This is a genomic window from Achromobacter deleyi (genome assembly GCF_902859705.1).
Classification (GTDB): Bacteria; Pseudomonadota; Gammaproteobacteria; order Burkholderiales; family Burkholderiaceae_B; genus Achromobacter; species Achromobacter deleyi.
Genome location: NZ_CADIJO010000010.1, coordinates 31,776 through 54,302, shown reverse-complemented (window position 1 = coordinate 54,302; position 22,527 = coordinate 31,776). Strand labels below are relative to the sequence as shown.

Below are 22,527 nucleotides of genomic sequence, written 5' to 3'. Positions count from 1 at the left end.
CAAGCGCCGCGGCGCGCGAACACTATTCCCATTACAGGCAGGAGAGAGTTGATGACGGAGATTCAAACCATCGGCGTCGTGGGCGCCGGGGCCATGGGGCGGGGCATTGCCCAGATCGCGGCGCAAGCCGGTCTGCGCGTGCGCCTGTACGACACCAGCGCCGACGCAGTGGCGGCGGCGCGCGAATCGCTGCGCCAGACCTGGGACAAGCTGGCCCAGAAGGGCAAGCTGTCGGCCGCCGATGCGCAGGCCGCGCTGGACCGCGTCGAATCGGCCACGGCGCTGACCGATATGTCGCAGTGCCAGTTGGTGGTCGAAGCCATCGTCGAGCGCCTGGACGTCAAGCGTGACCTGTTTGCCGCGCTGGAAGGCGTGGTGGCCGATGACTGCATCCTGGCCTCGAATACCTCGTCGCTGTCCATCACCGCCATCGCCGCGGCGTGCAAGCGGCCGCAGCGCGTGGCGGGCTACCACTTCTTCAACCCGGTGGCGCTGATGAAGGTCGTCGAGGTGATCGACGGCCTGCGCAGCGCGCCCGAAACCGGCGACGCGCTGGCCGAGCTGGCGCGCCGCATGGGCCACACGCCCGTGCGCGCCAAGGACATGCCCGGCTTCATCGTCAATCATGCGGGCCGTGGCATGAATACGGAAGGCCTGCGCGTGGCGCAGGAATCGGTGGCGACCTTCGCGCAGGTGGATGCCATCATGCGCGAGCAGGCCGGTTTTCGCATGGGCCCGTTCGAGCTGCTGGACCTGACCGCGCTGGATGTCTCGCACCCGGTGATGGAATCGATCTATCGCCAGTTCTTCGACGAGCCGCGCTTCCGTCCGTCGCCCATCACCACCGTTCGCCTGGCTGGTGGCCTGATCGGCCGCAAGGCTGGCGAAGGTTTCTACACCTATGTCGACGGCCAGAAGCAGGTGCCCGCCGAGCCGCCCGTGCCGGCGTTGCCGCAGGGCCTGAAGGTCTGGATCAGCCCCAAGCATCCCGAGGGCTATGCACGCGCCACGGCGCTGCTGGAAAAGCTGGGTGCGCCGCTGGTGTCGGGCGCATCGCCGGCCGCGGACGCGCTCATCATCGTCACGCCCTTTGGCGAAGACGTGTCCACCACGGTGTCGGCGCAGGGCCTGGATGCCTCGCGCACCGTGGGCCTGGATACGCTGCAAGCCTTTGACACGGCGCGCCGCCGCAGCATCATGGTGTCGCCGGCCACGCAGGACAAATGGCGCGATGCCGCCCATGCCTTGCTGGCGGGCGATGGCGTGCCGGTGTCGGTGATCCAGGATTCGCCGGGTTTCGTGGCCCAGCGCATCGTGGCCATGATCGTCAACATCGCCGCCGACATCGCGCAGCAGCAGATTGCCACGCCCGAGGACATCGACCGTGCCGTGACGCTGGGCCTGGGTTACCCGGTGGGCCCGCTGGCGCTGGGCGATGCCCTGGGCGCCGAGCGCATCCTGGAAATCCTCAAGAGCATGCAGCGCGTCACGGGCGACCCACGCTATCGCCCCAGCCTGTGGCTGCAGCGCCGCGTGCAGCTGGGCATGTCCTTGCTGAAGGCATCCGCCGCCGACTGATCCCCGTCTGGCTGTGCGCCATGTAAAAAGCCCTTCGATTTCTCGAAGGGCTTTTTCTTGCGGGGGCGTGGTGTGCCTGGCGCCCTGCGTGCGCCGCGGGGCGTGGATGCGGCCTTATTTGGCGGCGTCCACCATGTACTGCACGGCCGCGCGGATGTCGTCTTCCGAGGCGTTGGCCGCGCCGCCCTTGGGGGGCATCGGCGGCTTGCCTTGCATGGCGACCTTGACCATCGCGTCCATGCCGGTCTTGATGTAAGGGTCCCAGGCGGCCTTGTCGCCGAACTTGGGCGCGTTGGCCACGCCGGTGGCGTGACAGGCGAAGCAGACGCTCTTGTAGAGCTTTTCGCCGGCCGGATTGACGGCAGCGGTGGACTGCGCGGGAGCCGGCGCAGCAGCAGGAGCCGGTGCAGCGGCGGCGGCAGGGGCGGCCGCAGCGGGGGCTGCAGCAGCAGGGGCAGCGGCAGCGGGCGCCGCGGCCGGCGTGGCGTCGGCTTCCTTCTTGGCGCCTTCTTCCGCGGGGGCGGCCGGTTCGGGCAGCGAGCCGCCGGACTTGTTGGCCATGTAGACCACGGCGCGGGCCACTTCGTAGTCGGACAGCGTGGGGTTGCCGCCCTTGGCGGGCATGCCGCCCTTGCCATGCAGGGCCACGTTCATCATGGCGTCAAAGCCGGACTGGATGAAGGGCGCCCAAGCGGAGTTGTCGCCGATCTTGGGGGCGCCCGCCACACCGGCGGTATGACAGGCCGTACAGACGGCGGCAAAGACTTGTTCGCCCGTCTTGAAGACCTTGGGGGCGTTGGCGTCGACCAGATCGAAACCGGCGACTGGGGCAATGCGTTTGGTGACGGCTTCGTTGGACAGGGTGTCCGAGCCGGCGCCTACCTTGGTGCCTGATACGACCAGATTCACCAACAGGATGATGATCGCGATGGGCACCACGAAGGATAGGACGATGGTGACGACCAGTTGCTTCGGGGTCTTGATGGGGGAGGAGTGCTCTTCTATGTGTTCCTGCTCGTTGCTCATGACCAAATCCTGCTAACGGGTACCGGGGGCGCCTGGCGGCGGCAACAGAAAATCAGTACTGCACAAAGGGCGGCAAAAGCAGACCGCCTTGCAAGCAAACGCTGGATTATATAACGGTGTCATGGACACGCGTCCAACCCCCGGACACGGGTTTTCGCGGAGTTTTCCCTATGGTTTGATCTGCTTCATGCAGATTGCGCAAAACTAGGTACAATACCGCCTCCTTGCGCTGCGCCCGTAGTTCAATGGATAGAATGAGAGTTTCCGAAGCTCTTGATACAGGTTCGATTCCTGTCGGGCGCGCCACCTCTGCGCTTTACCCCCTCCCTGCAAGTCTCCCTCCAGCTTTATTCAAGCCCTGTCTTCGCCGTTTCGAGCCAGACTCGAATATGCCGTGGCCGATGCATGCTGCCTGGTCGTCGCAATACTGAAGCTGGCGGTTCGTTGCCATGACGAATATCGGGCGCGCGTTCAACGTCAGCGATTCCGCTTCAGGGGTTGAATAATAAAAAGCCGTACACCGCAAACAGCGCCAGGTGCATCGCGCCCTGCATGACGGACGTCCGCTGGCTATTGAAAGACAGCATGCCCAGCAGCACCGTCAGCCCCAGCAATACCGTTTCCAGCATCGATATGCCCATGACGACCTGCTTGCCGGTCACCAGGCCGATGACGAGCACGGCGGGGACGGTCAGGCCGACGGTCGACACGAAGGCGCCCAGGCACAGGTTGACCGAGCGCTGCATTTCATTGCTGCGCGCGGCCTTGATCGCGGTCAGTGATTCCGGGGTGAAGACGATGATGGCGATCAGCACGCCGCTGACGGCAATGGGCGCGCCGGCCGTGACCACGCCGTAGTCGATGACGATGGCCAGGTGGTGCGCCAGCAGCACGATGGGGATGATCATGCCCAGCAGCAGCGCGCTGCTGCGCCAGATCGAGGTGTTGTCGCCCGATTCGGTGGCCGGCTCGTTGGGCGCAGGGGTCGCGCTACCGGCGGCCACGGCCATCTGCCCCGCGGGCGGCTGGATGAACAGCCGCTTTTCGCGGCCCATCTGCAGCCCCAGGAACACCGCATACAGGCCGGCCGTGATGGCGGCAATGGTCCAGGCCTGCAAGGTCGTGAATTCGCCGGCGCCCGACAGGTAGTTGGGCAGGACGAGCGCGGTGCCGGTCAGCAGCACGATCATCGTCAGGTAGGCGTTGGCGCCTTGCGCGTTGTATTCCTGTTCGCCGTGTTTCAGGCCGCCCACGACCAGGCAAAGCCCCATGACGAGGTTCAGGATGATCATCATCACCGCGAAGATCGAGTCGCGGCCGATGGTGGGAAATTCTCCCGGGCCCAGCAGCATCGACGCGATCAGGATCACCTCGATCGAGACGATGGACAGCGTCAGGATCAGCGTGCCGTAGGGTTCGCCCAGCTTGTGGGCCAGCAGGTCCGCTTCGTGCACCACGCCAAACGAGGCCGCGACGATGGTGAAGAACAGGACGGCGAAGCAGAGCATCGCGGCCACCGGGGTCAGCGGCTGCGCGAGCCACGTGCCGCCGTAGACGGTGAAGGCAATCACGACCAGCCAGGCCCAGCCCAGTTTCAGCCAGGTGGTCTTGGGGATGCGAGAGGGGTGTGCAGAAGAGGAGGGGACGGGCATCGCTGTTCTTTCCGTGAAAGATGACAGGGTCGTCCCTAGGAGTGACACGCCGGCCAGGTCGTCCTGGCGGGGTAAGCGCAAGTGCGCTTGAGTGAATGCGATTTTAACCGATCGGGCGTCGCGCTCAAGCGGGCCGCCGTGCCCGGATCGTCACACATAGCGGCGGCAAAGCCACTTGCGTCGGTTATCCTGCGGTTGATCGCTCTCAAAGAAGAAGACCTCATCATGGCCTCCACGGATATCCTTATTTCCACGGACGCAGTCGAGCCCGCGCTTCGCAACGACTACTGGCGCGAGGTCACGCGGCCGTTCTGCGACACGACGCCGATGGCCGATGACGAGGCCGCGACGCTGGAAGGCACGATGCGCATCCGCACCGTGGCCGGCTTGACGCTGGGGTCCACGGCCTTCAATGCCCAGCGCTACAGGCGCGACCGCTGGACCATCGCCCGAAGCCCCATCGACCATTATCTGGTGCACGTGCTGGTGGCCGGCTCGATCCGTGGCGACTTTGCCGGGCGCAATGCCGTCGCCGCGCCCGGGGGCATCTGCATCATCGACCTGTCGCGGCCCTACGCCTGCGAGGTGGACGCGGGCGTGCGCCTGGCCACGACGGTGCCGCGCGCCAGCATCGATAAATTGCTGGGCGCGCGCGACCTGCACGGCTTCGCGCTGGATCCCCGGCTGCCGATCACGCGGCTGCTGGTGGATTATCTGCAAGGGCTGCATGCGGTGTCCGGCGATCTGTCCGCCAGCGAGGACGTCGCGGTGCAGGATGCGCTGATGACCTTGCTGTCGGCGGGCCTGGCAGGGGCGGGCCCCGCCCAGGATGAACCGCAATCCGTGCTGGGACGGGCGCTGCGCGCACGCACGCTGGCCTTCATCGACCGCTACCTGGCAGACCCGAAGCTGGGCCCGGACATGCTGATGCAGCGCTTCAGCGTCTCGCGCGCCCATCTGTATCGCGCGTTTGCCGATCTGGGCGGCATTGCCCACGTCATCAAGAGCAAGCGGCTGGATGCCGCCTACGCCGCGTTGATCGATCCGCGCAACGCCGCGGTCGCCACGGCGCGGATCGCCGCCGATACGGGGTTTGCGGATACCGGCAAGTTCCGCAAGGCGTTCATCGAGCGCTTTGGCATGACGCCGCAAGACGCGCGTGATCGTGAACACTGGCCCGTGTCCATCACTGGCGGGGCGCCCCAGCTATCGCAGCATTTCGCGGCCTACGGCGCGGATCAGAAGCGGTAGGCCAGCCCCATGATCGGGCCTTGCTGAACCACGTTGTAGATGAAGCCGTTGCGGTTGTAGTTCACGCCCAGCGCGCGATAGCCCAGCACCGCGGAAAAATTGTTCTTGAACTGGTAGCCAAATGCCGCGGTGGCGTCCCAGTCGAGCCGGGCCTGGCCCGCGCCGACGAGGCCCCATCCGGTCACGAACCAGCTGTCATCCAGCATGTAGCGTCCGCGCAGGCCGACGACGGCGTCGATCCACGTCGCGCTGTCGCGTTCACCCTTGCCGTCCAGCCGTCCGCCCTTCAGTGAAATCTCGGTGCTGGCATACCAGAGGCGCCCGCCGCCGACGACGTCCAGGTGGCCGCGATCGGATTCGGCCACGCTGTAGCCTGCCCCTAGAAAGCCGGAGAACGACTTGGACGTGATGTCGACTTCCTTGCTGAGCACGCCGATGCGGTTCTTGCCGCTGACCGACAGGCGGCTGTACATGACGTCGCCCAGCAGGCTGACGCGTTGGCGCCGGGCTTCGATGGCGCCCATGAAGGCCAGGTCCAGGTCGCTGAAGATCTTGCTGAAGCTGGAATCGATCTTGCTGGCCGGCTGGCCGAATTGGCCGGCCTTGCCGCTCAGGCTCGCGGCCCAGATATAGGGGCTGGCGCTGACGCTCCAGCTGTCGCCGCTGTTGGCGTTGTCCTTGAGCAGCGGGCTGATGGGCAGCGGGTTGTCGGCCAACGCCGCGCCGGACAGGGCGGACAGCGCAGTGGCGAGGATCAAGGTGGGGACGAAAGACCGCATGATTTCCTGATGAAGCAATGTCTGGAAAGGCGTGGCGATGCGCGCCGATCAACGCGCCGACAAGACGGCGTCTTCCACACCGCAGTTCTGCTTGGGCGCTGCGCCATTGGCCTTGGCCGCCAGCACTTCCTGGCGGGCGGCCGCCATGTCGGCCAGGAATTCGGCGTTGGTGTGCAGCTTGGCCACGGTCGCAGCGCCCATCGTGCGGCCGGCGTCGACATCGCTTTGCCAGTGCGCATTGCAGATGACGCGGCTTTGGCCGAATTCCAGGCCGCGGCGCAGCAGCGCGTCGGTTCGTTCAGGATTGAGTTCGGCCAGCACCAGCGCCCAGGCCCAGCCCGCAGCGGTATGGCCCGAAGGATAGGAGCCGTCGTTGCGCAGCAGCGGTTCCTGCTCGGCGAAGCAGGTGCCCTCGTTGTGCACCACAAACGGACGGGTGCGGTTGTAGGTGTTCTTGACGCCGTAGGTGGACAGGCCGGCGTCGGTCAGCACGCGCTGCATCAGCACGAACAGGCGCGGCGTGGTGGTCTCGCTGATGTCGATGCCCATCGCGCACGAGAAGTTCGCGGCCGGCTGCGGAAACTGCAGATCGGCGTCCAGCCTTGCCAGGCCGGCGCGTGCCTTGCCGCGCAGGGGGATCGTGGCGGTGCGGGCTTCTTCATCGCGGGCCAGCGCCGCGCTGCCCTTGGCGGGCGGGGGGCCGAGCAGTTCCAGGCTGTCGGGCAGTTCCTTGGGCGGGATATAGCCGGCCGCCAGCTGGAAGTGCGGATCGGTGACTTTGGGGCCGGGCGCGTCCTGCGCGGCAGCGACCCCGGCGTTCATGCCGGCCAGGGCCAGCGCAAAAAGGGTTGCCGTCTTGGAAATTCTCGAGCGCATGTTCGGCCTGTACCGTCGGTGAAATCAGTGTCTGCGGGAAGTCATTCAATGCGGCCTGGCGCGGCCCGACCTGAATGTGCGGCAGAATTTACACCGGGGTATCGCACGTAGAACCACGCGTGCGGCGGGATGAGACAAATTGGCGGGAAGATTGAGACAGATGGATGCGAGGGGCCGTCGAGGCCTCTTGAATAACACACCTGCATGACACCCCATGCAGCGGCTCGGCACGCATTGTCGCTGTCGGCCATACGCCACAGATCGCCCTTGATTGCAGTGTGAGTCAGCTGTTTCCGCTTGTGTCCCGAAAACTGACACATAGCGTTCCTAGAATCCGTTCCTGTCATGCGCGGCGTTGCCGCTGGTGTTGCGGGGCGCCCGCAAGCGCATGTCTGTTCAATTAACGGGAATCTGTAATGAAAAAGACTTTGTTCGTCACCGCCCTGTTCGCCGCGCTGTCTGGCGTTGCGCACGCTGATACCTCGGTGACTCTGTACGGCTTGATCGACACGGGCGTGGGCTTCCAGCGCATCAAGGGCAACGATGGCTACAAGGAATCGAAGGTCGGCATGACCAACGGCGTGTCCAGCGGCTCGCGTTGGGGCCTGCGTGGCGCCGAAGACCTGGGCGACGGCCTGAGCGCCGTCTTCACGCTGGAAAGCGGCTTCAACTCGGCCAACGGCCAGTCGGGCCAGAGCAGCCGCCTGTTCGGCCGCCAAGCCACCGTCGGCCTGAAGAGCGATTCCTGGGGCCTCCTGGAATTCGGCCGCCAGACCAACATCGCCTCGAAGTACTTCGGCGCGATCGATCCGTTCGGCGCCAGCTACGGCCAGGCCAACGTCGGCGCGGCCTTTGGCGCGGCCAACACGGTCCGTCACGACAACATGGTGCAGTACTCGACCCCGTCGTTCGGTGGCTTCCAGGTCGGCCTGGGCTACTCGTTCAACGTGGCTGACACCACCGCCGCGCAAACCGGTTTCAAGACCGCCGACAACACCCGCGCTATCACGGCCGGTGTGCGCTACGTGAATGGTCCGCTGAACGTGGCCCTGTCGTACGACCAGCTGAACCTGGCCAACCAGGTTGCTGGCGCCAACGACTCGTCGCCCAAGCAGTGGATCATCGGCGGTTCGTACGACTTCGAAGTGGTCAAGCTGGCCCTGGCCTACGGCCAGACGCGTGACGGCTGGTTCACCGGCCAGGCCATCAACGCCTTCGGCAGCGGTTCGACCACGGCCAAGAGCTTCGGCAGCAACGTCGTCGCCAAGGACTTCAAGTCGAACTCGTACCTGGTCGGCCTGTCGGCCCCGATCGGTGGCGCAAGCAGCATCCTGGCCTCGTGGCAGCGTGCTGACGCCAACAACACCGCTCTGACTGGCGACGATGCCACGATGAACATCTACAGCCTGGGCTACACGTACAACCTGTCCAAGCGTACCAACCTGTACGCGCTGGCTTCGTACGCCACGAACTTCGCCTTCATCGACGGTGTGAAGAGCACGGTCGGCCTGGTGGGCGTGCGTCACCGCTTCTAAGCGACGCCTCGCGGTCCGGCGCCTCGGCGGCGCGTGCATCGTGCGCGCCGTGGAGAAGCCGGACCCGCCGAACCAGCGGCCATGCCGCCGGTTCGGCGGACCGCGGTTGCATTGAGCGGACTGGGCGTCTTACCCGGCCACAGACGCGAAAAAAGCGGCCACCTCCCTAGCTCCACTCTCAGTCCGCTCACCCTAACCCAGGTCAGGATGAGTCAGCCTGCCCGAAGGCCCAAGCGCCACCGGCACCGCAATGCGGTGCCGGTGGCGCTTCCGTTTGAGGGGACGGAAAAGGGGAAGGGGTCAGTCGTCCAGCGACGGCACGGTGCCGATCTGGGCGAGGATGCGAGGCGATTCCATGTCGCCGGTTTCCTTGTCGATCATGACTTCGTAGGCAGCCACGCCGGCGAACTTGGAGGCCATGGAGTTGGCGATGCGGATGGCGCCGAACTCGCTGCTGGCCGGTCGGATTTCTCCGGGGGCCACGCCGTTGGCGGCAGCGCGGTAGGGGACGACGATGTACTGGACGAGATGTGCGGCTTCGGACACAGGATTCTCCTGGACGACGTTTTTCGGGCGAGCGAAATGTAGCATGTTGCACTGTGTTTTTGTACAGTATTTTCAGCAAGTGCGCAGGTAAATTTTTGACGGGCCCATCGGCCCCAGGAAAACCCCTAGCGCGCAAAGATTGCCCAAAGTCCCGCCCGCCTCTAATATTTTCGAAAATCTTTTAGGTTTTATAAAAAGAGGCAAGGGATGGAAGCGAACAGGTACGACGCCTACCGGGAAAGCACCGCCGGCCGCGCCAACGTGGCGGATTCGCCGGAGCGCATCGCCTACTACGAGGAACTGGCGCGCCTGGAGACCGGCGCGCTCTGGACGGTCGCCAACAAGATCGAACCCTGGGCGCCGCGTTCGGCCTCGGTGCCAGTCGTGTGGCGCTACCAGGAACTGCGGGGCCACGTGCTGCGCTCGGCCGAGCTGGTCTCGCCCGAAGAGGCGGGCCGCCGGGTGATCTACCTGAACAACCCCGGCCGGCGCGACGTCGCCGCGGCGGTGGGCTGGCTGTATTCGGGGTTGCAGGTGATGCAGCCGGGCGAATTGGCGTCGGCCCATGCGCATTCGCATTCGGCGCTGCGCTTCATCATGGAAGGCACGGGCGCATTCACGGTGGTCGATGGCCACAAGATGACGCTGGGCGCGAACGATTTCGTTCTGACGCCCAACGGCACCTGGCACGAGCATGGCGTGGCCGAAGACGGCAGCACCTGCATCTGGCAGGACGGCCTGGACATTCCGCTGGTCAACGCGCTGGAAGCCGGCTTCTATGCGGTGCATCCCGACCTGAACCAGACGGTGACGTACCCGGTGGACGACACCAGCGCCAATTGGGGCAACGTGGCGCTGCGGCCGCAGGCGTCAGGCTGGACGAAACCCTATTCGCCGCTGTTCAAGTACGAATGGGAACCCACCTACGAAGCGCTGCGCCGCCACGCGCGGGTGTCGGCGGGCAGCCCTTACGACGGCGTGCTGATGGACTACGTGAACCCGGCCACGGGCGGGCCGGTCATGCCCACCATCGGCGCCAGCATGCAGCTCTTGCGGCCGGGCGAACACACGCAGGCCCACCGCCATACCGGCAGCTTCATCTACCAGGTGGCCAAGGGCAGCGGCTTTTCGATCATCGATGGCAAGCGCTTCGACTGGACCGAACGCGACATCTTCTGTGTGCCGTCCTGGGCCGTGCACGAGCACGCCAACCTGTCGTCCAACGACGATGCCTGCCTGTTCTGCTTCAACGACCTGCCGGTGATGCGATCGCTGGCCCTGTACCGCGAAGAGGCGGTCAAGGACAACGGCGGCCACCAGAAACTGATCTAGCGGCGGCACCCCCTCTCTGAATCTTCATCCGCCGCCCGGGGCCACCCGGGCGCCTGTCTCAACTCGTCTTGAATTTCCTGGAGTTCCTATGCGCTTGGTAACTTTTCGCGCCCATCCCACCGCCGCCGCCCGCCTGGGTGCGCTGGCCGAAGGCTATGTGATCGACCTGGCCCGCTTGGGCGAGGCCGGCGGCGTGGCGCTGCCGGACGACATGCTGGCCTTCATCGACCTGGGCCCGGTGGCCGTGGCGCAGGCGTCGCGGCTGCTGGAGGCCTACCGCGGCAATTGGCCCGTGGGCGCCGCCCTGCCGCAGGAAAACGTGAAGCTGCTGGCGCCGATTCCGCGGCCGCGCAAGAACATCTTCGGTATCGGCCTGAACTACGTCGAGCACGTGGCGGAATCGAGCCGCACGCTGGACACGTCGGCCGACCTGCCCAAGCAACCCGTGATTTTCTCCAAGCCGCCCACCACGGTGATCGGCCCGGGCGACGCCATCGAGCACAACGCCAAGATTACCCAGCAGCTGGACTGGGAGGTGGAGCTGGCGGTGATCATGGGCCGGCGCGCCACGCGCGTGGCCGAGGCCGATGCGCTGTCGTACGTGTTCGGCTACAGCGTGATGCTGGACATGAGCGCGCGCGATTGCCGCCGCGCCGGCCAGTGGATCTATTCCAAGGGCCAGGACACCTACGCGCCGTTCGGCCCGTGCATCGTCACCGCCGACGAGATTCCCGATCCGCAGGTGCTGGACCTGTGGCTGACGGTGAACGGCGAAAAGAAGCAGGGTTCGAACACGCGCCACATGCTGTTCAAGGTGCCGTTCCTGATTTCCGACATCAGCGCGGGCATCACGCTGGAGCCGGGCGACATCATCGCCACCGGCACGCCGGAAGGCGTGGGGGCGGGCCGCAAGCCGCAGGAATGGCTGTGGCCGGGCGACGTGGTGGTGGCGTGCGTGGAAGGCATCGGCACGCTGCGGCATCCGGTGGTGGCGGTCTAGGCGAATTCCGGCGCCGGTCGCAAGGGCGGCCGGCGCAGCGGTCTCCAAGGGGAAAACAATGATCAAGCAAACAGTATGGGCGGCCGCATTGGCCATGGCGCTGGCCGGCGCGGCGCAGGCCGCGGACCCGGTCAAGATCGGCTTCATCGCCACGCTGTCCACGCCGGCCGGCTACATCGGCGAAGACGAACGCGATGCCTTCAATCTGGCCATCAAGCAGGGCGGCGGCGCGCTGGGTGGGGTGCCGGTGCAGCTGGTGATCGAGGACGACGGCCTGAAGCCGGCCAATGCCAAGCAGGCGGCCGACCGGATGCTGCAATCGGGCGTGAAGCTGTTCACCGGCGTGAATTTCTCGAACGTGCTGGCCGCGGTGGCGCCGGGCGTGGTCAAGGCGGGCGCCTTCTACGTCAGCCTGAACCCCGGGCCGTCCAGTTTCGCGGGCGAGAAGTGCGACCAGAATTACTTCGTGGCCTCGTACCAGAACGACGCCTTCCACACGGCCGGCGGCGTGGCCGCCAACGAGCTTGGCTACAAGCGGGTCGTGCTGCTGGCCCCCAACTACCAGGCCGGGCGCGACGCCATCGAAGGCTTCAAGCGCACCTACCAGGGCGAGGTGGTGGCCGAGATCTACACCAAGCTGGACCAGTCGGACTTTTCGGTAGAGCTGGCGCGCCTGCGGTCGCTGGCGCCCGAAGCCGTCTACCAGTTCCATCCGGGCGGCACCGGCATCAACTTCGTCAAGCAGTACGCAGCGGCCGGCCTGAACAAGACCATTCCGATGCTGATGCCCAGCTTCTCGATGGATGCGCGCATGATCCAGGCCACCGGCGACGCGGCGCTGGGCGCCTACACCACCGGCATCTGGTCGGTGGACTTCGACAACCCGCAGTCCAAGGCCTTCGTGGCGGCATTCAAGGCGGCCTACGGCCGCGTGCCGACCGACTACGCCATGCAGGCCTACGACACGGCGCAGTTGATCGGGGCGGGCCTCAAGGCCACGGGCGGCGACCTGTCGCGCCAGGCCGAGTTCCGGGCTGCGCTGCGCAAGCCGGAATTCGCGTCATTGCGCGGCAAGTTCAGCATGAACACCAATCAGCACCCGGTGCAGGACCTGTACCTGATGAAGATTGAAAAGGATGCCAGCGGCGCGCTGTCGCCGCATCTGGTGCGCAAGCTGGTGTCGGACGACAAGGACGCTTACGCCCAATTCTGCAAGATGCCGTCATGACCTTGCTCTTTGAACAGTTGCTCAACGGGCTGCAGTTCGGCGCGATGCTGTTCCTGCTCGCGGCCGGACTGACCCTGATCTTCGGGATCATGGGCGTGGTGAACCTGACCCACGGCTCGTTCTACATGGTGGGCGCGTACTGCGCGGCCTACGCCATCGGCACCACCGGCTCGTTCCTGGCGGGCGTGCTGGCGGCGTTGCTGGGGGCGGGGCTGTACGGCCTGTCGGTCGAGGTGCTGGTGATTCGCAAGCTGTACAAGCGCGACCACCTGTACCAGGTGCTGGCCACGTTCGGCCTGCTGCTGTTTTCGAACGAGGCGGTCAGCCTGATCTTCGGGCGGCGCCCGCCGCTGGTGGGCATTCCGTCGTTTCTGGAAGGCGCGGTGACGCTGGCGCCGGGGTTCCAGTATCCGCTGATCCGCCTGTCGTTCATCGCCATCGGCGCGCTGGTGGCGGTGGGGCTGTGGTGGCTGGTGAACCGTACGCGCATCGGCATGCTGATCCGTGCCGGCGCCGACGACCGTGAAATGGTCGACGCGCTGGGCATCGACATCAAGAAGCTCTACACGCTGGTGTTCGGCCTGGGCGCGCTCTTGTGCGGCCTGGCGGGCGTGATGGCCGCGCCGCTGCTGGCGGTGGAAATCGGCATGGGCGAACGCATCCTGATCACCACCTTCGTCGTGATCGTGATCGGCGGCGTGGGCTCGGTGCGCGGGGCGCTGGCGGGGGCCTTGCTGGTGGGCATGGTGGACAGCATGGGACGGGCCTTCCTGCCGCAGCTGCTGGGCGCGGTGTTTTCGCCGGCCACGGCAGACCCGCTGGCCGCGGGCCTGGCATCGGCCAGCATCTATGTGTTGATGGCGATCGTGCTGATCGCCAAGCCGGGCGGGCTGTTTCCGGCGCGGGGATGATGATGACAATGAATCTTTCGAATCGCGCGCGCTGGGGGCTGGCCGGGCTGGTTCTGCTGCTGGCGCTGCCGGGGGCCGCGGCGGCCTCGGGTTCGCCGTTCCTGATCGGCGTGGTGACGCGCTTTCTGATCTACGGGCTGGCGGCGGTCAGCCTGGACCTGGTGATCGGCTACGGCGCCATGGTCAGCTTCGGCCATGCGATGTTCTTCGGGCTGGGCGGCTATGCGGTAGGCATCATCGCGTTCCACACGGCCGAGGCGGGCCCGCTGTTCGGCTGGGCCGGCAGTAACGCCGCGCTGGTGGTGTGGCCGATCGCGCTGGTGGTGTGCGCGCTGGCGGGCTGGGTGTTCGGCTACCTGGCGCTGCGCACGCGCGGGGTGCAGTTCATCATGATCACGCTGGCGTTCGGCCAGATGGTGTATTTCATCCTGGTGTCGCTGCAGTTCTACGGCGGCGACGACGGCCTGATGATCGCGCAGCGCAATGTGCTGCCTGGCCTGAACCTGGAGAACCCGGTGACGTTCTACTACGTCTGCCTGGCGCTGCTGGTGGCCTGGACGCTGCTGTGCATCCGCATCGTCAATTCGCGCTTCGGCATGGTGCTGCAAGCGCTGCGCCAGAGCGAGCGGCGCGCGCTGAACCTGGGCGTGGCGCCCACGCCGTACCGCCTCTCCGCCTTCGTGCTGTCGGCGGTGGGCACGGGGCTGGCCGGCGTGCTGTGGGCGAACTATGCGGGGCTGGTGACGCCCGACATGGCGGCCTGGACCAAGTCCGGCGAGCTGATGGCGATTGTGATCCTGGGCGGCGTGGGCACGCTGCTGGGCCCGATTGCGGGCGCGGCCGTGTTCCTGGGGCTGGAGCAGCTACTGTCGTCGTTGACCGAGCATTGGCTGCTGTACATGGGGCCGATCCTGGTGCTGGTGGTGCTGTGGGGTCAGAAAGGCCTCTTCGGCCGCCTGTTGGAGACCCGTCATGCCGACTGACACGCAAACCCTGTTGCAGCTGTCTGGATTGCGCAAGGCTTTCGACGCGGTGGTGGCGACCAATGGGGTCGACCTGGATGTGCGGGCAGGTGAGATCCACGCCATCATCGGCCCGAATGGCGCGGGCAAGTCGACGCTGATCGCGCAGATCTGCGGCGAGATCCGGCCGGATTCGGGGACCATCCACCTGGAAGGGCGCGACGTGACCGCGCTGCGGGCCTTCGAACGCGCCCGGCTGGGGCTGGGGCGATCGTTCCAGATCACCGAGCTGTGCCACGAATACACCGCGCTGGAAAACGTGATTCTGTCGAGCATGCTCAAGGGCGGCCGGGCGTTCGGCGCCTGGTCCGACCCGCGGCGCGATGCGGGCCTGAAGGCGCAAGCGATGCAGTGGCTGACGCACGTGGGCCTGGCCGAACGCCGCCATGTGCGCACGGCCGACCTGGCCCATGGCGAAAAGCGCCAGCTGGAATTGGCGGTGGCGTTGGCGCGTTCACCGCGGCTGTTGCTGCTGGACGAGCCCATGGCCGGGATGGGGCCCGAGGAATCGGCCCGCATGACCCGGCTGCTGCTGGGCATGAAGGGCGACTACGGCATCCTGCTGGTGGAGCACGACATGGACGCCGTCTTCGCGCTGGCCGATCGCATCAGCGTGCTGGTCTACGGCAAGGTGGTGTTCAGCGGTGCCCCCGACGAGGTGCGGCGCCATCCGGACGTGCGCGCCGCCTACCTGGGAGAAGAACATGTTGAAGGTTGACGGCCTGACGGGCGGCTATGGCTCGAGCAAGGTGCTGTTCGGCATGTCGTTCGAGGCGGGCGAGGGCGAGGTGATTTCGCTGATCGGCCGCAACGGCATGGGCAAGACCACCACCATCAAGACGCTGATGGGCATGCTGCCGGCGACCGGCGGGCAGGTGCAGTTTCGCGGCCAGACGCTGTCGCGGCCCGCGCCCAGCGTGGTGGCGCGGCTGGGCGTAGGTCTGGTGCCCGAGGGCCGGCGCGTGTTCGGGTCGCTGACGGTGGAAGAGAACCTGGTGGCGACCTCGCGCGCCGCACCCGGCGGCTGGGACCTGGCCCGCGTCTACGCGCTGTTTCCGCGCTTGCAGGAACGCCGCGGGCAATCGTCGCGCACGCTGTCGGGCGGCGAACAGCAGATGCTGGTGGTGGGCCGGGCGCTGATGACCAACCCCAAGCTGCTGATCCTGGACGAGGCCACCGAAGGGCTGGCCCCGCTGATCCGGCAGGAAATCTGGCGGTGCCTGCGCACCCTGAAGGCCGAAGGCCAGACGATTCTGGTGATCGACAAGAACCTGCCCGAGATGGCGACGCTGGTGGACCGCCACTACATCGTCGACAAGGGCCGCGTGGCCTGGTCGGGCCAGCCTGCCGAACTGTCCGCGCAGCCCGAGCTGGCGCAGCGCTATCTGGGTATCTGACCCGCAACAGGAACCGAAATCATGCTGAATCTGCCCCAATTCAAGGCCGCTGCCGTGCAGGCGGCGCCCGTCTTCCTGGACACCGACGCCACGGTCGACAAGACCTGCGCGCTGATCGCCGAGGCCGCCGGCCAGGGCGCCCGCCTGGTGGCGTTTCCGGAGGTGTTCATCTCGGCTTATCCCTACTGGAGCTGGGTGATGAACCCGGTGCAGGGTAGCCCCTGGTTCGAAAAGCTCTGCAAGAGCGCCATCGAACTGCCCGGCCCCGAGATCCGCCGCATCGCGCAGGCCGCACGCCAGCACGGCATCAACGTGGTGGTGGGCGTGAACGAGCGCAGCCGTTTTGGCGTGGGCACGATCTACAACACCATGGTGTTCATCAACGACGAAGGCCGCATCCTGGGACGTCATCGCAAACTGGTGCCGACCTGGGCCGAAAAGCTGACCTGGGCGCACGGCGATGGCGAATCGCTGCGGGTGTACGACACCTCGGTCGGCAAGCTGGGCGGGCTGGCCTGCGGCGAGAACACCAATACGCTGGCGCGCTTTTCGTTGCTGGCGCAGGGCGAAATGGTGCACGTGGCCAGCTATATCTCGCTGCCGGTGGCGCCGCCCGACTACGACATGGCCGAGGCCATCCGGCTGCGCGCAGCAGCCCATTCCTTCGAAGGCAAGGTGTTCACGGTGGTGTCGTGCTCGACGATCTCGACCGAGATCCAGGACGCCATCAGCGCCAGCCACCCCGAGGCCCGCGAGACGCTGGCGCGCCGCAACAGCGCGTTTTCGGGAATATTGGGGCCGGACGGCCGCGTGATCGGCGAACCGCTGATCGACGACGAAGGCATCGTCTATGCCGACATCGACCTGTCGCGCTGCATCCAGCCGCGCCAGATGCACGACATCACCGGCCACTACAACCGCTTCGACGTGTTCGACCTGCGCGTGAACCGCCGGCCCCTGCAGGCGGCCCGCTATGACGACCAGGACGATCTGAATCGCGAGGAGCCCGACTGGACCCTGTCGGCCACGCCCGCCGAGCCGCAGCCCGATGCGCGCCGGCAAGGGCGGCCGGCCCGCGAGTAGAATGGGCCGCCGGCCCCGGGCCGGCCGGCCAGCCGCCGACATCTGGAGAGCACGTTGAAGCCAAGAATCAAAGCCTCCCGCCAGGACGAGCCCGGATCGGACGGGAGCGCCGAGGTAGAGGAAATCACGCTGTCCGAGCAGGTCTACCGCCTGCTTCGACGCGACATCATGAGCGGAGCCTTCGCGCCGGGCCAGTCCCTGCGCCTGGAATTGCTCAAGCAGCGCTACGGCAGCAGCTTTTCTCCCATCCGCGAAGCCCTGAACCGCCTGCGCAGCGAGCGCATGGTGGTCACCACCACCTCGCGCGGTTTCCGCATTGCACCCCTGTCGATCGAAGAGATGTGGGACGCCTGTGAAACGCGCATCCTGATCGATTGCGACGCCTTGAGACGGTCGCTGGCCAATGCCGACGATGCCTGGGAGACGCGGTTGGTGGGCGCCTACCACGCGCTGACGCTGGCGGCGCAGCGCGCGGGCGAAGCCTCGCCGCCCAGCCAGGAACTCGAAGAATCGCTCGAGGCCCGCCACCTGGATTTCCATCACGCGCTGATCGGCGCGTGCCGTTCGCATTGGCTGCTGGACCTGTCCACGCAGCTGTACGCGCAGACCGAACGCTACCGGCGCCCGGCGCGTGCCGGCGCCACGGCCTACGGGCCCGAGCGCAACGTCGACGACGAACATCGCCAGCTGCTGGACGCCGCCATCTCGCGCGACGTCGAGCGTTCGGTGGCGATGCTGGCGGCGCATTACCGCAAGACAGCGCAGTTCATCGAGCACATCATTTCCCAGGACGACAGGCAGGCCATCAATGAGTGACGCGGATATCGATCTGTTTTTTCCCACCATCGCCGAGCGCGAGGTGCAATACAACGCCCGGGAATCGGTGCCGGATTTCGACGCCTGCGTGCGCCGCTACGCGGAATCTGCCGCGGCGGTGAAGTCGCGCCGCCCCGGTCTCCTGAACCTGCGCTACGGTATGGGACACGATGAACGGCTGGACCTGTTCCTGCCCGCCGCCACGCGCACGCCGGCGCCGCTGTTCGTGTTCATCCATGGCGGCTACTGGCGCGCACAGCGCAAGGAAGACGCGCCGGTGATGGCCGAGGCCTTCAACAATGCCGGCGCCGCGGTGGCAGTGCCCGAATACACGCTGGTGCCCGAGGCCACGCTGGGCGAAGTGGTGCGCGAAATGCGTTCGGCGCTGGCCTGGCTGTATCACAACGCGGCTGCCTATGGCGTGGACCGCGACCGCATCTACGTGGGCGGCAGCTCGGCGGGCGGCCAACTGGCCGGCATGCTCGCCGCGCCCGACTGGCCGGCGCGTTATGGCGTGCCCGACGACGTGGTCAAGGGCACCCTGGCGCTGAGCGGCCTGTTCGATCTGCGGCCGCTGTGCGACATCCTGCCCAACACCTGGCTGCAGCTCACGCCCGACCAGGCCGCGCACCAGAGCCCGATCTTTCACCTGCCCAAGCGCGCGGGCCCGATGCTGCTGGCGGTGGGCGGGCTGGAAACGCAAGGCTTCAAGAACCAGACCGAGGCCTTTGAACGGGCCTGGAAGGGCGCCGGCCTGCAAGCCACCCGCATCCCCACGCCGCAGTGCAATCACTTCGACCTGGTGAACGAGCTGGAAGACCCGAACAGCGACCTGACCCGCGCCACCCTGGCGATGATGGGCCTGGCGCCGGCCTGACGGCCAAGCCGACGCCTCGCATGCCATGGCTGACCTGAAGCTGCTGGAAGACCTGATCGCGCTGGCGCAGACCGGCAGCTTCGTGCGCGCCGCCGAGGCGCGGCATGTGACGCATCCGGCGTTCGGGCGCCGCATCCGCGCCCTGGAAGCCTGGGCCGGCGCGCCGCTGGTGGAGCGCCAGCGCGTGCCCGTCACGCTCACGACCGAAGGCGAGGCGCTGCTCAAGACGGCCACGCAGGTGGTCGAACAGATGGGGCTGGTGCGGCATCGCATTCGCAGTTCGGGGGCGGGCGGCGAGGCGGTGCTGCGCATCGCCACCGGCCGCAGCCTGGCGCGCACGCTGGTGGCCGACTGGATCGCGCGGCTGCGCCACCGCGCACCCAAGGTACTGGTCGACGGCACCCAACTGGAAATCTCCACCGGCAAGATGGAAGACATGGCGATGCGGCTGGAGCAGGGCAAGGTGGATCTGCTGTGCTGCTACGAGCATCCTGCCCTGTCGATGCCGCTCAATCCCGTGCGCTATCGCTACATGACGCTGGGCACCGACAAGCTGGTGCCTGTCAGTCAGGCCGACGGCCGCGGGCGCGCCCGCTACATGCTGGGCGAGGGCGGCCAACCTGTGCCGCTGATCACCTATGCCGGCGGCCTGTCGATGGAACGCATTCTGGGCGACCGGCTGGAAGCCACGCCCTACGCGCTGGCGCCGTTCGTGCGCAGCGACTCGTTGGACGCGGCGCACGGCGCGGCCGCCAAGGGGCTGGGCGTGGCCTGGCTGCCCTGGTCGATGGTGGCGGCCGATTGCCGCCGCGGCACGCTGGTGTCCCTGGGCGGACGCAGCGATGAGATCGCCTTCGAGGTGCGGCTGTACCGGTCGCGGGCGCGCCTGGCGGATCTGGCCGAGGCGGCCTGGGAAGCCACCGCCAATCGCAAGGCCTGAGCGTTGCCGGTCATGGCGGGGCGCTGGCCAGAGAGCCGAATTAGCACCGGAATGTGCCGACTCGGCACGTGGCGGGCCAGGCCTGCGCCGCAAAATGTCTCCCGAAATTCGAACGAGGCGGCTCCGCCGTCCGACTCAGCACCCCAGGGAGAAATTCATGAAATCCGTACCGTATCCGCTGCGCGGCGCATTGGCCGTGTTCTGTGCCGCATCGGCGTTGGCCGTGGCCCAGCCGGCCGTGGCCGCCGGCTACCCCGATCATCCCATTTCGCTGGTCGTCGGCTACCCGGCCGGCGGCAGCGTCGACCTGACTGCGCGCCTGTTCGGCGAAGAGCTGGCCAAGCGCATGGGCCAGAGCGTGGTGGTGGAAAACGCCGGCGGGGCCGGCGGCACCATCGGCGCGCAGCGCGTGGCCCGCGCGGCACCCGACGGCTACACCCTGCTGCTCGGCTCGACCAATGAAATGGTCATTGCCCGCATGATCAACAACGCGGTCAAGTACGACGGCGCCAAGGACTTCACGGCGTTGGGCGTGATCGCCTCGCAGCCGATGCTGCTGGCGGCCAGCAAGAATTCGGGCGTGAAGACCGCGGCCGACTACCTGAAGAAACTGCGCGAGGCCAAGCCGGGCAGCTTCAACTATGGCTCGTCGGGCGTGGGCACCACGTTGCACCTGGCTGGCGAAATGATCAACCAGTCCACCGCCACGCGCGCCGAACACGTGCCCTATCGCGGCGTGTCGCCGCTGGTGACCGACCTGATGAGCGGCCAGCTGGACTTCGGCATGCTGGTGCTGTCTTCAGGCTTGCCGCAAGTGCGCGGCGACAAGATCGTGGCGCTGGGCGTGACGCAGAAGCAGCGTTCGCCGGTGGCGCCCGACGTGCCCGCGCTGGCCGAAACCCCGGGCTTCGAGTCGGTGGACATCAGCGTGTCGTTCTCGCTGTACGGCCCCGCCGGCCTGCCCGAGCCCGTGGCCGCCAAGCTACGCGAGGCGCTGGCCGATACGCTCAAGTCAGAGCAGTTCCGCGCCAAGATGCAGGAAGCGGGCGGCGTGCTGTCGCAACCGGGCCTGGACCCGGTGGCCTACCAGGCTGAAGAAACCCGCAAGTACGGCGCCCTGGTCAAGGCCGCCAAGATCGAGGCGCAGTAAGGCGCCATCGCACTTCCGCTTCACCGTCATCACGCAGATAACAAGATGGATTTCACGCTTTCCGTACCTGACCTCGCCGCCGAGCGCATGGGCAATACCGACACGCCAGGCGTCTGGCATTTCGATTCCGGCGTGCCCGGACGCACCTTGATGCTGTCGGCGCTGGTGCACGGCAACGAGCTGTGCGGCGCCTGGGCGCTGAAAGACCTGCTCGCGGCCGGCGTGCGGCCGCGCCGCGGCAGCCTGACGCTGGCGTTCTGCAACCTGCCGGCCTTTGACCGGTTCGACCTGGCCCGCCACGACGCCTCGCGTTTCGTGGACGAAGACATGAACCGGGTCTGGAGCGCCGAGCGGTTGGACAACCCCGCAAGCGTCGACCGCCAACGCGCAGTGCAGCTGCGCCCCTGGGTGGAACGCGCCGATTGGCTGCTGGACCTGCATTCGATGCACGAGCCGGGCGCGCCGCTGCTGTTGACCGGCGTGCTGCCGCGCAATATCGCGCTGGCGCGGCGCCTGAAGGCGCCGCAGCACGTGATCGTGGACGCGGGCCACAAGGATGGCGTGCGCATGCGCGACTTCGCCCAGTTCGGCGACCCTGCGCGTGAAGACGCCTGCGCCTTGCTGATCGAATGCGGCTTTCATGGCGACCCGGCCGCGCGCGACGTGGCGCGCGACATGGTGGCGCGCATGCTGGTCGAATCGGGCGTGGTCGATGCGGCGGACATCCCGGCCGGCTGGCTGCGGCCCGACCCGGCCGTGCAGCGCGTGCTGGAAGTGACCGACGCCGTGGTGGCGCCGTCGATGGACCTGACGTTCTCGCAGCCCTGGCAGGGGCTGGAAACGCTGGACAAGGCGGGGTCGGTGATCGGCTGGGCGGACGGCCAGCCGATCGTGTCGCCGTATGACCGCTGCACGTTGGTCATGCCTTCGCTGCGGCAACTCAAACCCGGCGTGACGGTGGTGAGATTGGCGCGCGACTACGCGGGCTGAGCTCGCTTATTTCTGCGGCGTGTAGCGCAGCTCGTCCAGCTGGTAACCCTGCGCCGTGGCGGCAGCCAGGGCGCGGTCCAGGTCTTCCTTGGGCAGTTGCGGCGAGCGCGACAGAATCCACAGGTACTTGCGGTCGGGGGTGCCGACGACGGCCCAGCGGTAGTCGGGGTCCAGGCCGATCACCCAGTAATCGCCCTTGATCGGCTTGAAGAACGAGACTTCAAGCTTGGCGTTGTTGCTGCCTTCGACCACGGTGGCGGTGCCCGATGCCGAGTCGACATCGCCGTCTTTCGTGCGGCAGCGGTTGTTCACGCCAACGGTGCCGTCCGGGTGCAACGTGTATTCGGCGGTGGTGTCGCCCACGCAGTTGCGCTGGAAGAACATCGGGAAATTGGCGATCTCGTACCACATGCCGGCATAGCGCTTCAGGTCCACCGAGTCCACGGTTTGCATGGGCGGCGGGGCGGCGTGGGAAATCGCCGCGGTGCTGGCGGCCAGGGCCAGCAATAGAGTTGCGAAGCGGCGCATGGAAAGAGTC

Annotated in this window: 22 protein-coding genes and 1 tRNA gene; 17 read left to right on the top strand and 6 right to left on the bottom strand. The window is 66.8% G+C overall.

Annotated features, from left to right (window positions below):
- Positions 1-51: 51 nt before the first annotated feature.
- Entirely contained in the window at positions 52-1,578 is a 1,527-nt protein-coding gene (locus HV798_RS15815; RefSeq protein WP_175193621.1) for a 3-hydroxyacyl-CoA dehydrogenase, read from the top strand.
- 114 nt (positions 1,579-1,692) lie between these two features.
- Here the strand turns inward: HV798_RS15815 and HV798_RS15810 are convergent, their stop codons facing one another.
- Positions 1,693-2,604: a c-type cytochrome gene (locus HV798_RS15810; RefSeq protein ID WP_175193620.1), complete on the bottom strand. Its 912-nt coding sequence runs from the start codon at positions 2,602-2,604 to the stop codon at positions 1,693-1,695.
- A gap of 231 nt (positions 2,605-2,835) precedes the next feature.
- On the opposite strand from HV798_RS15810, the gene HV798_RS15805 reads away from it, so the two are divergent.
- A tRNA-Arg gene (locus HV798_RS15805) sits at positions 2,836-2,910 on the top strand.
- 185 nt (positions 2,911-3,095) lie between these two features.
- Here HV798_RS15805 and HV798_RS15800 read toward each other — a convergent pair.
- Positions 3,096-4,256: a calcium:cation antiporter gene (locus tag HV798_RS15800; RefSeq protein WP_175193619.1), complete on the bottom strand. Its 1,161-nt coding sequence runs from the start codon at positions 4,254-4,256 to the stop codon at positions 3,096-3,098.
- Between the two features lie 225 nt (positions 4,257-4,481).
- Between HV798_RS15800 and HV798_RS15795 the strand changes: the two genes are divergently transcribed.
- On the top strand, positions 4,482-5,507 hold the full coding sequence (locus HV798_RS15795; protein WP_175193618.1) for an AraC-like ligand-binding domain-containing protein: 1,026 nt from the start codon (positions 4,482-4,484) through the stop codon (positions 5,505-5,507).
- On the opposite strand, the gene HV798_RS15790 is transcribed toward HV798_RS15795, so the two are convergent.
- Both HV798_RS15790 and HV798_RS15785 read right to left on the bottom strand, forming a co-directional pair.
- Complete coding sequence (locus tag HV798_RS15790; protein WP_025135519.1) at positions 5,495-6,286, bottom strand: hypothetical protein; 792 nt, start codon at positions 6,284-6,286, stop codon at positions 5,495-5,497. The genes HV798_RS15795 and HV798_RS15790 overlap by 13 nt on opposite strands.
- A 48-nt stretch (positions 6,287-6,334) precedes the next feature.
- Entirely contained in the window at positions 6,335-7,162 is an 828-nt protein-coding gene (locus tag HV798_RS15785; RefSeq protein ID WP_175193617.1) for an acid phosphatase, read from the bottom strand.
- A gap of 416 nt (positions 7,163-7,578) precedes the next feature.
- Between HV798_RS15785 and HV798_RS15780 the strand changes: the two genes are divergently transcribed.
- Entirely contained in the window at positions 7,579-8,697 is a 1,119-nt protein-coding gene (locus HV798_RS15780; protein WP_025135521.1) for a porin, read from the top strand.
- 300 nt (positions 8,698-8,997) lie between these two features.
- Here HV798_RS15780 and HV798_RS15775 read toward each other — a convergent pair whose 3' ends face one another.
- A complete protein-coding gene (locus HV798_RS15775) occupies positions 8,998-9,243 on the bottom strand; it encodes a hypothetical protein (protein ID WP_025135522.1) in 246 nt (81 codons plus the stop codon).
- 207 nt (positions 9,244-9,450) lie between these two features.
- Between HV798_RS15775 and HV798_RS15770 the strand changes: the two genes are divergently transcribed.
- The 13 genes from HV798_RS15770 (at position 9,451) to HV798_RS15710 (ending at position 21,989) form a co-directional block, all read left to right on the top strand.
- On the top strand, positions 9,451-10,575 hold the full coding sequence (locus HV798_RS15770; protein WP_175193616.1) for a cupin domain-containing protein: 1,125 nt from the start codon (positions 9,451-9,453) through the stop codon (positions 10,573-10,575).
- A gap of 88 nt (positions 10,576-10,663) precedes the next feature.
- Complete coding sequence (locus tag HV798_RS15765; protein WP_175193615.1) at positions 10,664-11,575, top strand: fumarylacetoacetate hydrolase family protein; 912 nt, start codon at positions 10,664-10,666, stop codon at positions 11,573-11,575.
- A 58-nt stretch (positions 11,576-11,633) separates the two neighbouring features.
- Complete coding sequence (locus HV798_RS15760; protein WP_175193614.1) at positions 11,634-12,803, top strand: ABC transporter substrate-binding protein; 1,170 nt, start codon at positions 11,634-11,636, stop codon at positions 12,801-12,803.
- Complete coding sequence (locus tag HV798_RS15755) at positions 12,800-13,714, top strand: branched-chain amino acid ABC transporter permease (protein WP_175193613.1); 915 nt, start codon at positions 12,800-12,802, stop codon at positions 13,712-13,714. The genes HV798_RS15760 and HV798_RS15755 overlap by 4 nt, the downstream gene beginning before the upstream one ends.
- On the top strand, positions 13,714-14,697 hold the full coding sequence (locus tag HV798_RS15750; protein ID WP_232786473.1) for a branched-chain amino acid ABC transporter permease: 984 nt from the start codon (positions 13,714-13,716) through the stop codon (positions 14,695-14,697). Before HV798_RS15755 ends, HV798_RS15750 begins: the two co-directional genes overlap by 1 nt.
- Positions 14,687-15,454 carry an ABC transporter ATP-binding protein gene (locus HV798_RS15745; protein ID WP_025135528.1) on the top strand — a complete coding sequence of 256 codons (768 nt, stop codon included), beginning with the start codon at positions 14,687-14,689 and terminating at the stop codon, positions 15,452-15,454. The genes HV798_RS15750 and HV798_RS15745 overlap by 11 nt, the downstream gene beginning before the upstream one ends.
- Positions 15,441-16,133: an ABC transporter ATP-binding protein gene (locus HV798_RS15740; RefSeq protein WP_025135529.1), complete on the top strand. Its 693-nt coding sequence runs from the start codon at positions 15,441-15,443 to the stop codon at positions 16,131-16,133. The genes HV798_RS15745 and HV798_RS15740 overlap by 14 nt, the downstream gene beginning before the upstream one ends.
- Before the next feature lie 21 nt (positions 16,134-16,154).
- Complete coding sequence (locus HV798_RS15735; RefSeq protein ID WP_175193612.1) at positions 16,155-17,216, top strand: carbon-nitrogen hydrolase family protein; 1,062 nt, start codon at positions 16,155-16,157, stop codon at positions 17,214-17,216.
- Positions 17,217-17,270: 54 nt separating this feature from the next.
- On the top strand, positions 17,271-18,032 hold the full coding sequence (locus tag HV798_RS15730; protein ID WP_175193611.1) for a GntR family transcriptional regulator: 762 nt from the start codon (positions 17,271-17,273) through the stop codon (positions 18,030-18,032).
- A complete protein-coding gene (locus HV798_RS15725) occupies positions 18,025-18,909 on the top strand; it encodes an alpha/beta hydrolase (RefSeq protein ID WP_175193610.1) in 885 nt (294 codons plus the stop codon). The genes HV798_RS15730 and HV798_RS15725 overlap by 8 nt, the downstream gene beginning before the upstream one ends.
- A 25-nt stretch (positions 18,910-18,934) precedes the next feature.
- Complete coding sequence (locus tag HV798_RS15720) at positions 18,935-19,849, top strand: LysR family transcriptional regulator (RefSeq protein WP_175193609.1); 915 nt, start codon at positions 18,935-18,937, stop codon at positions 19,847-19,849.
- A 157-nt stretch (positions 19,850-20,006) separates the two neighbouring features.
- Positions 20,007-20,999 (top strand): Bug family tripartite tricarboxylate transporter substrate binding protein, encoded by a 993-nt coding sequence (locus tag HV798_RS15715; protein WP_025135534.1) that lies wholly within the window; start codon positions 20,007-20,009, stop codon positions 20,997-20,999.
- Between the two features lie 45 nt (positions 21,000-21,044).
- Positions 21,045-21,989 carry a M14 family metallopeptidase gene (locus tag HV798_RS15710; RefSeq protein ID WP_175193608.1) on the top strand — a complete coding sequence of 315 codons (945 nt, stop codon included), beginning with the start codon at positions 21,045-21,047 and terminating at the stop codon, positions 21,987-21,989.
- A gap of 6 nt (positions 21,990-21,995) precedes the next feature.
- Here the strand turns inward: HV798_RS15710 and HV798_RS15705 are convergent, their stop codons facing one another.
- On the bottom strand, positions 21,996-22,517 hold the full coding sequence (locus HV798_RS15705; protein WP_025135536.1) for a lipocalin family protein: 522 nt from the start codon (positions 22,515-22,517) through the stop codon (positions 21,996-21,998).
- Between the last annotated feature and the right edge of the window lie 10 nt (positions 22,518-22,527).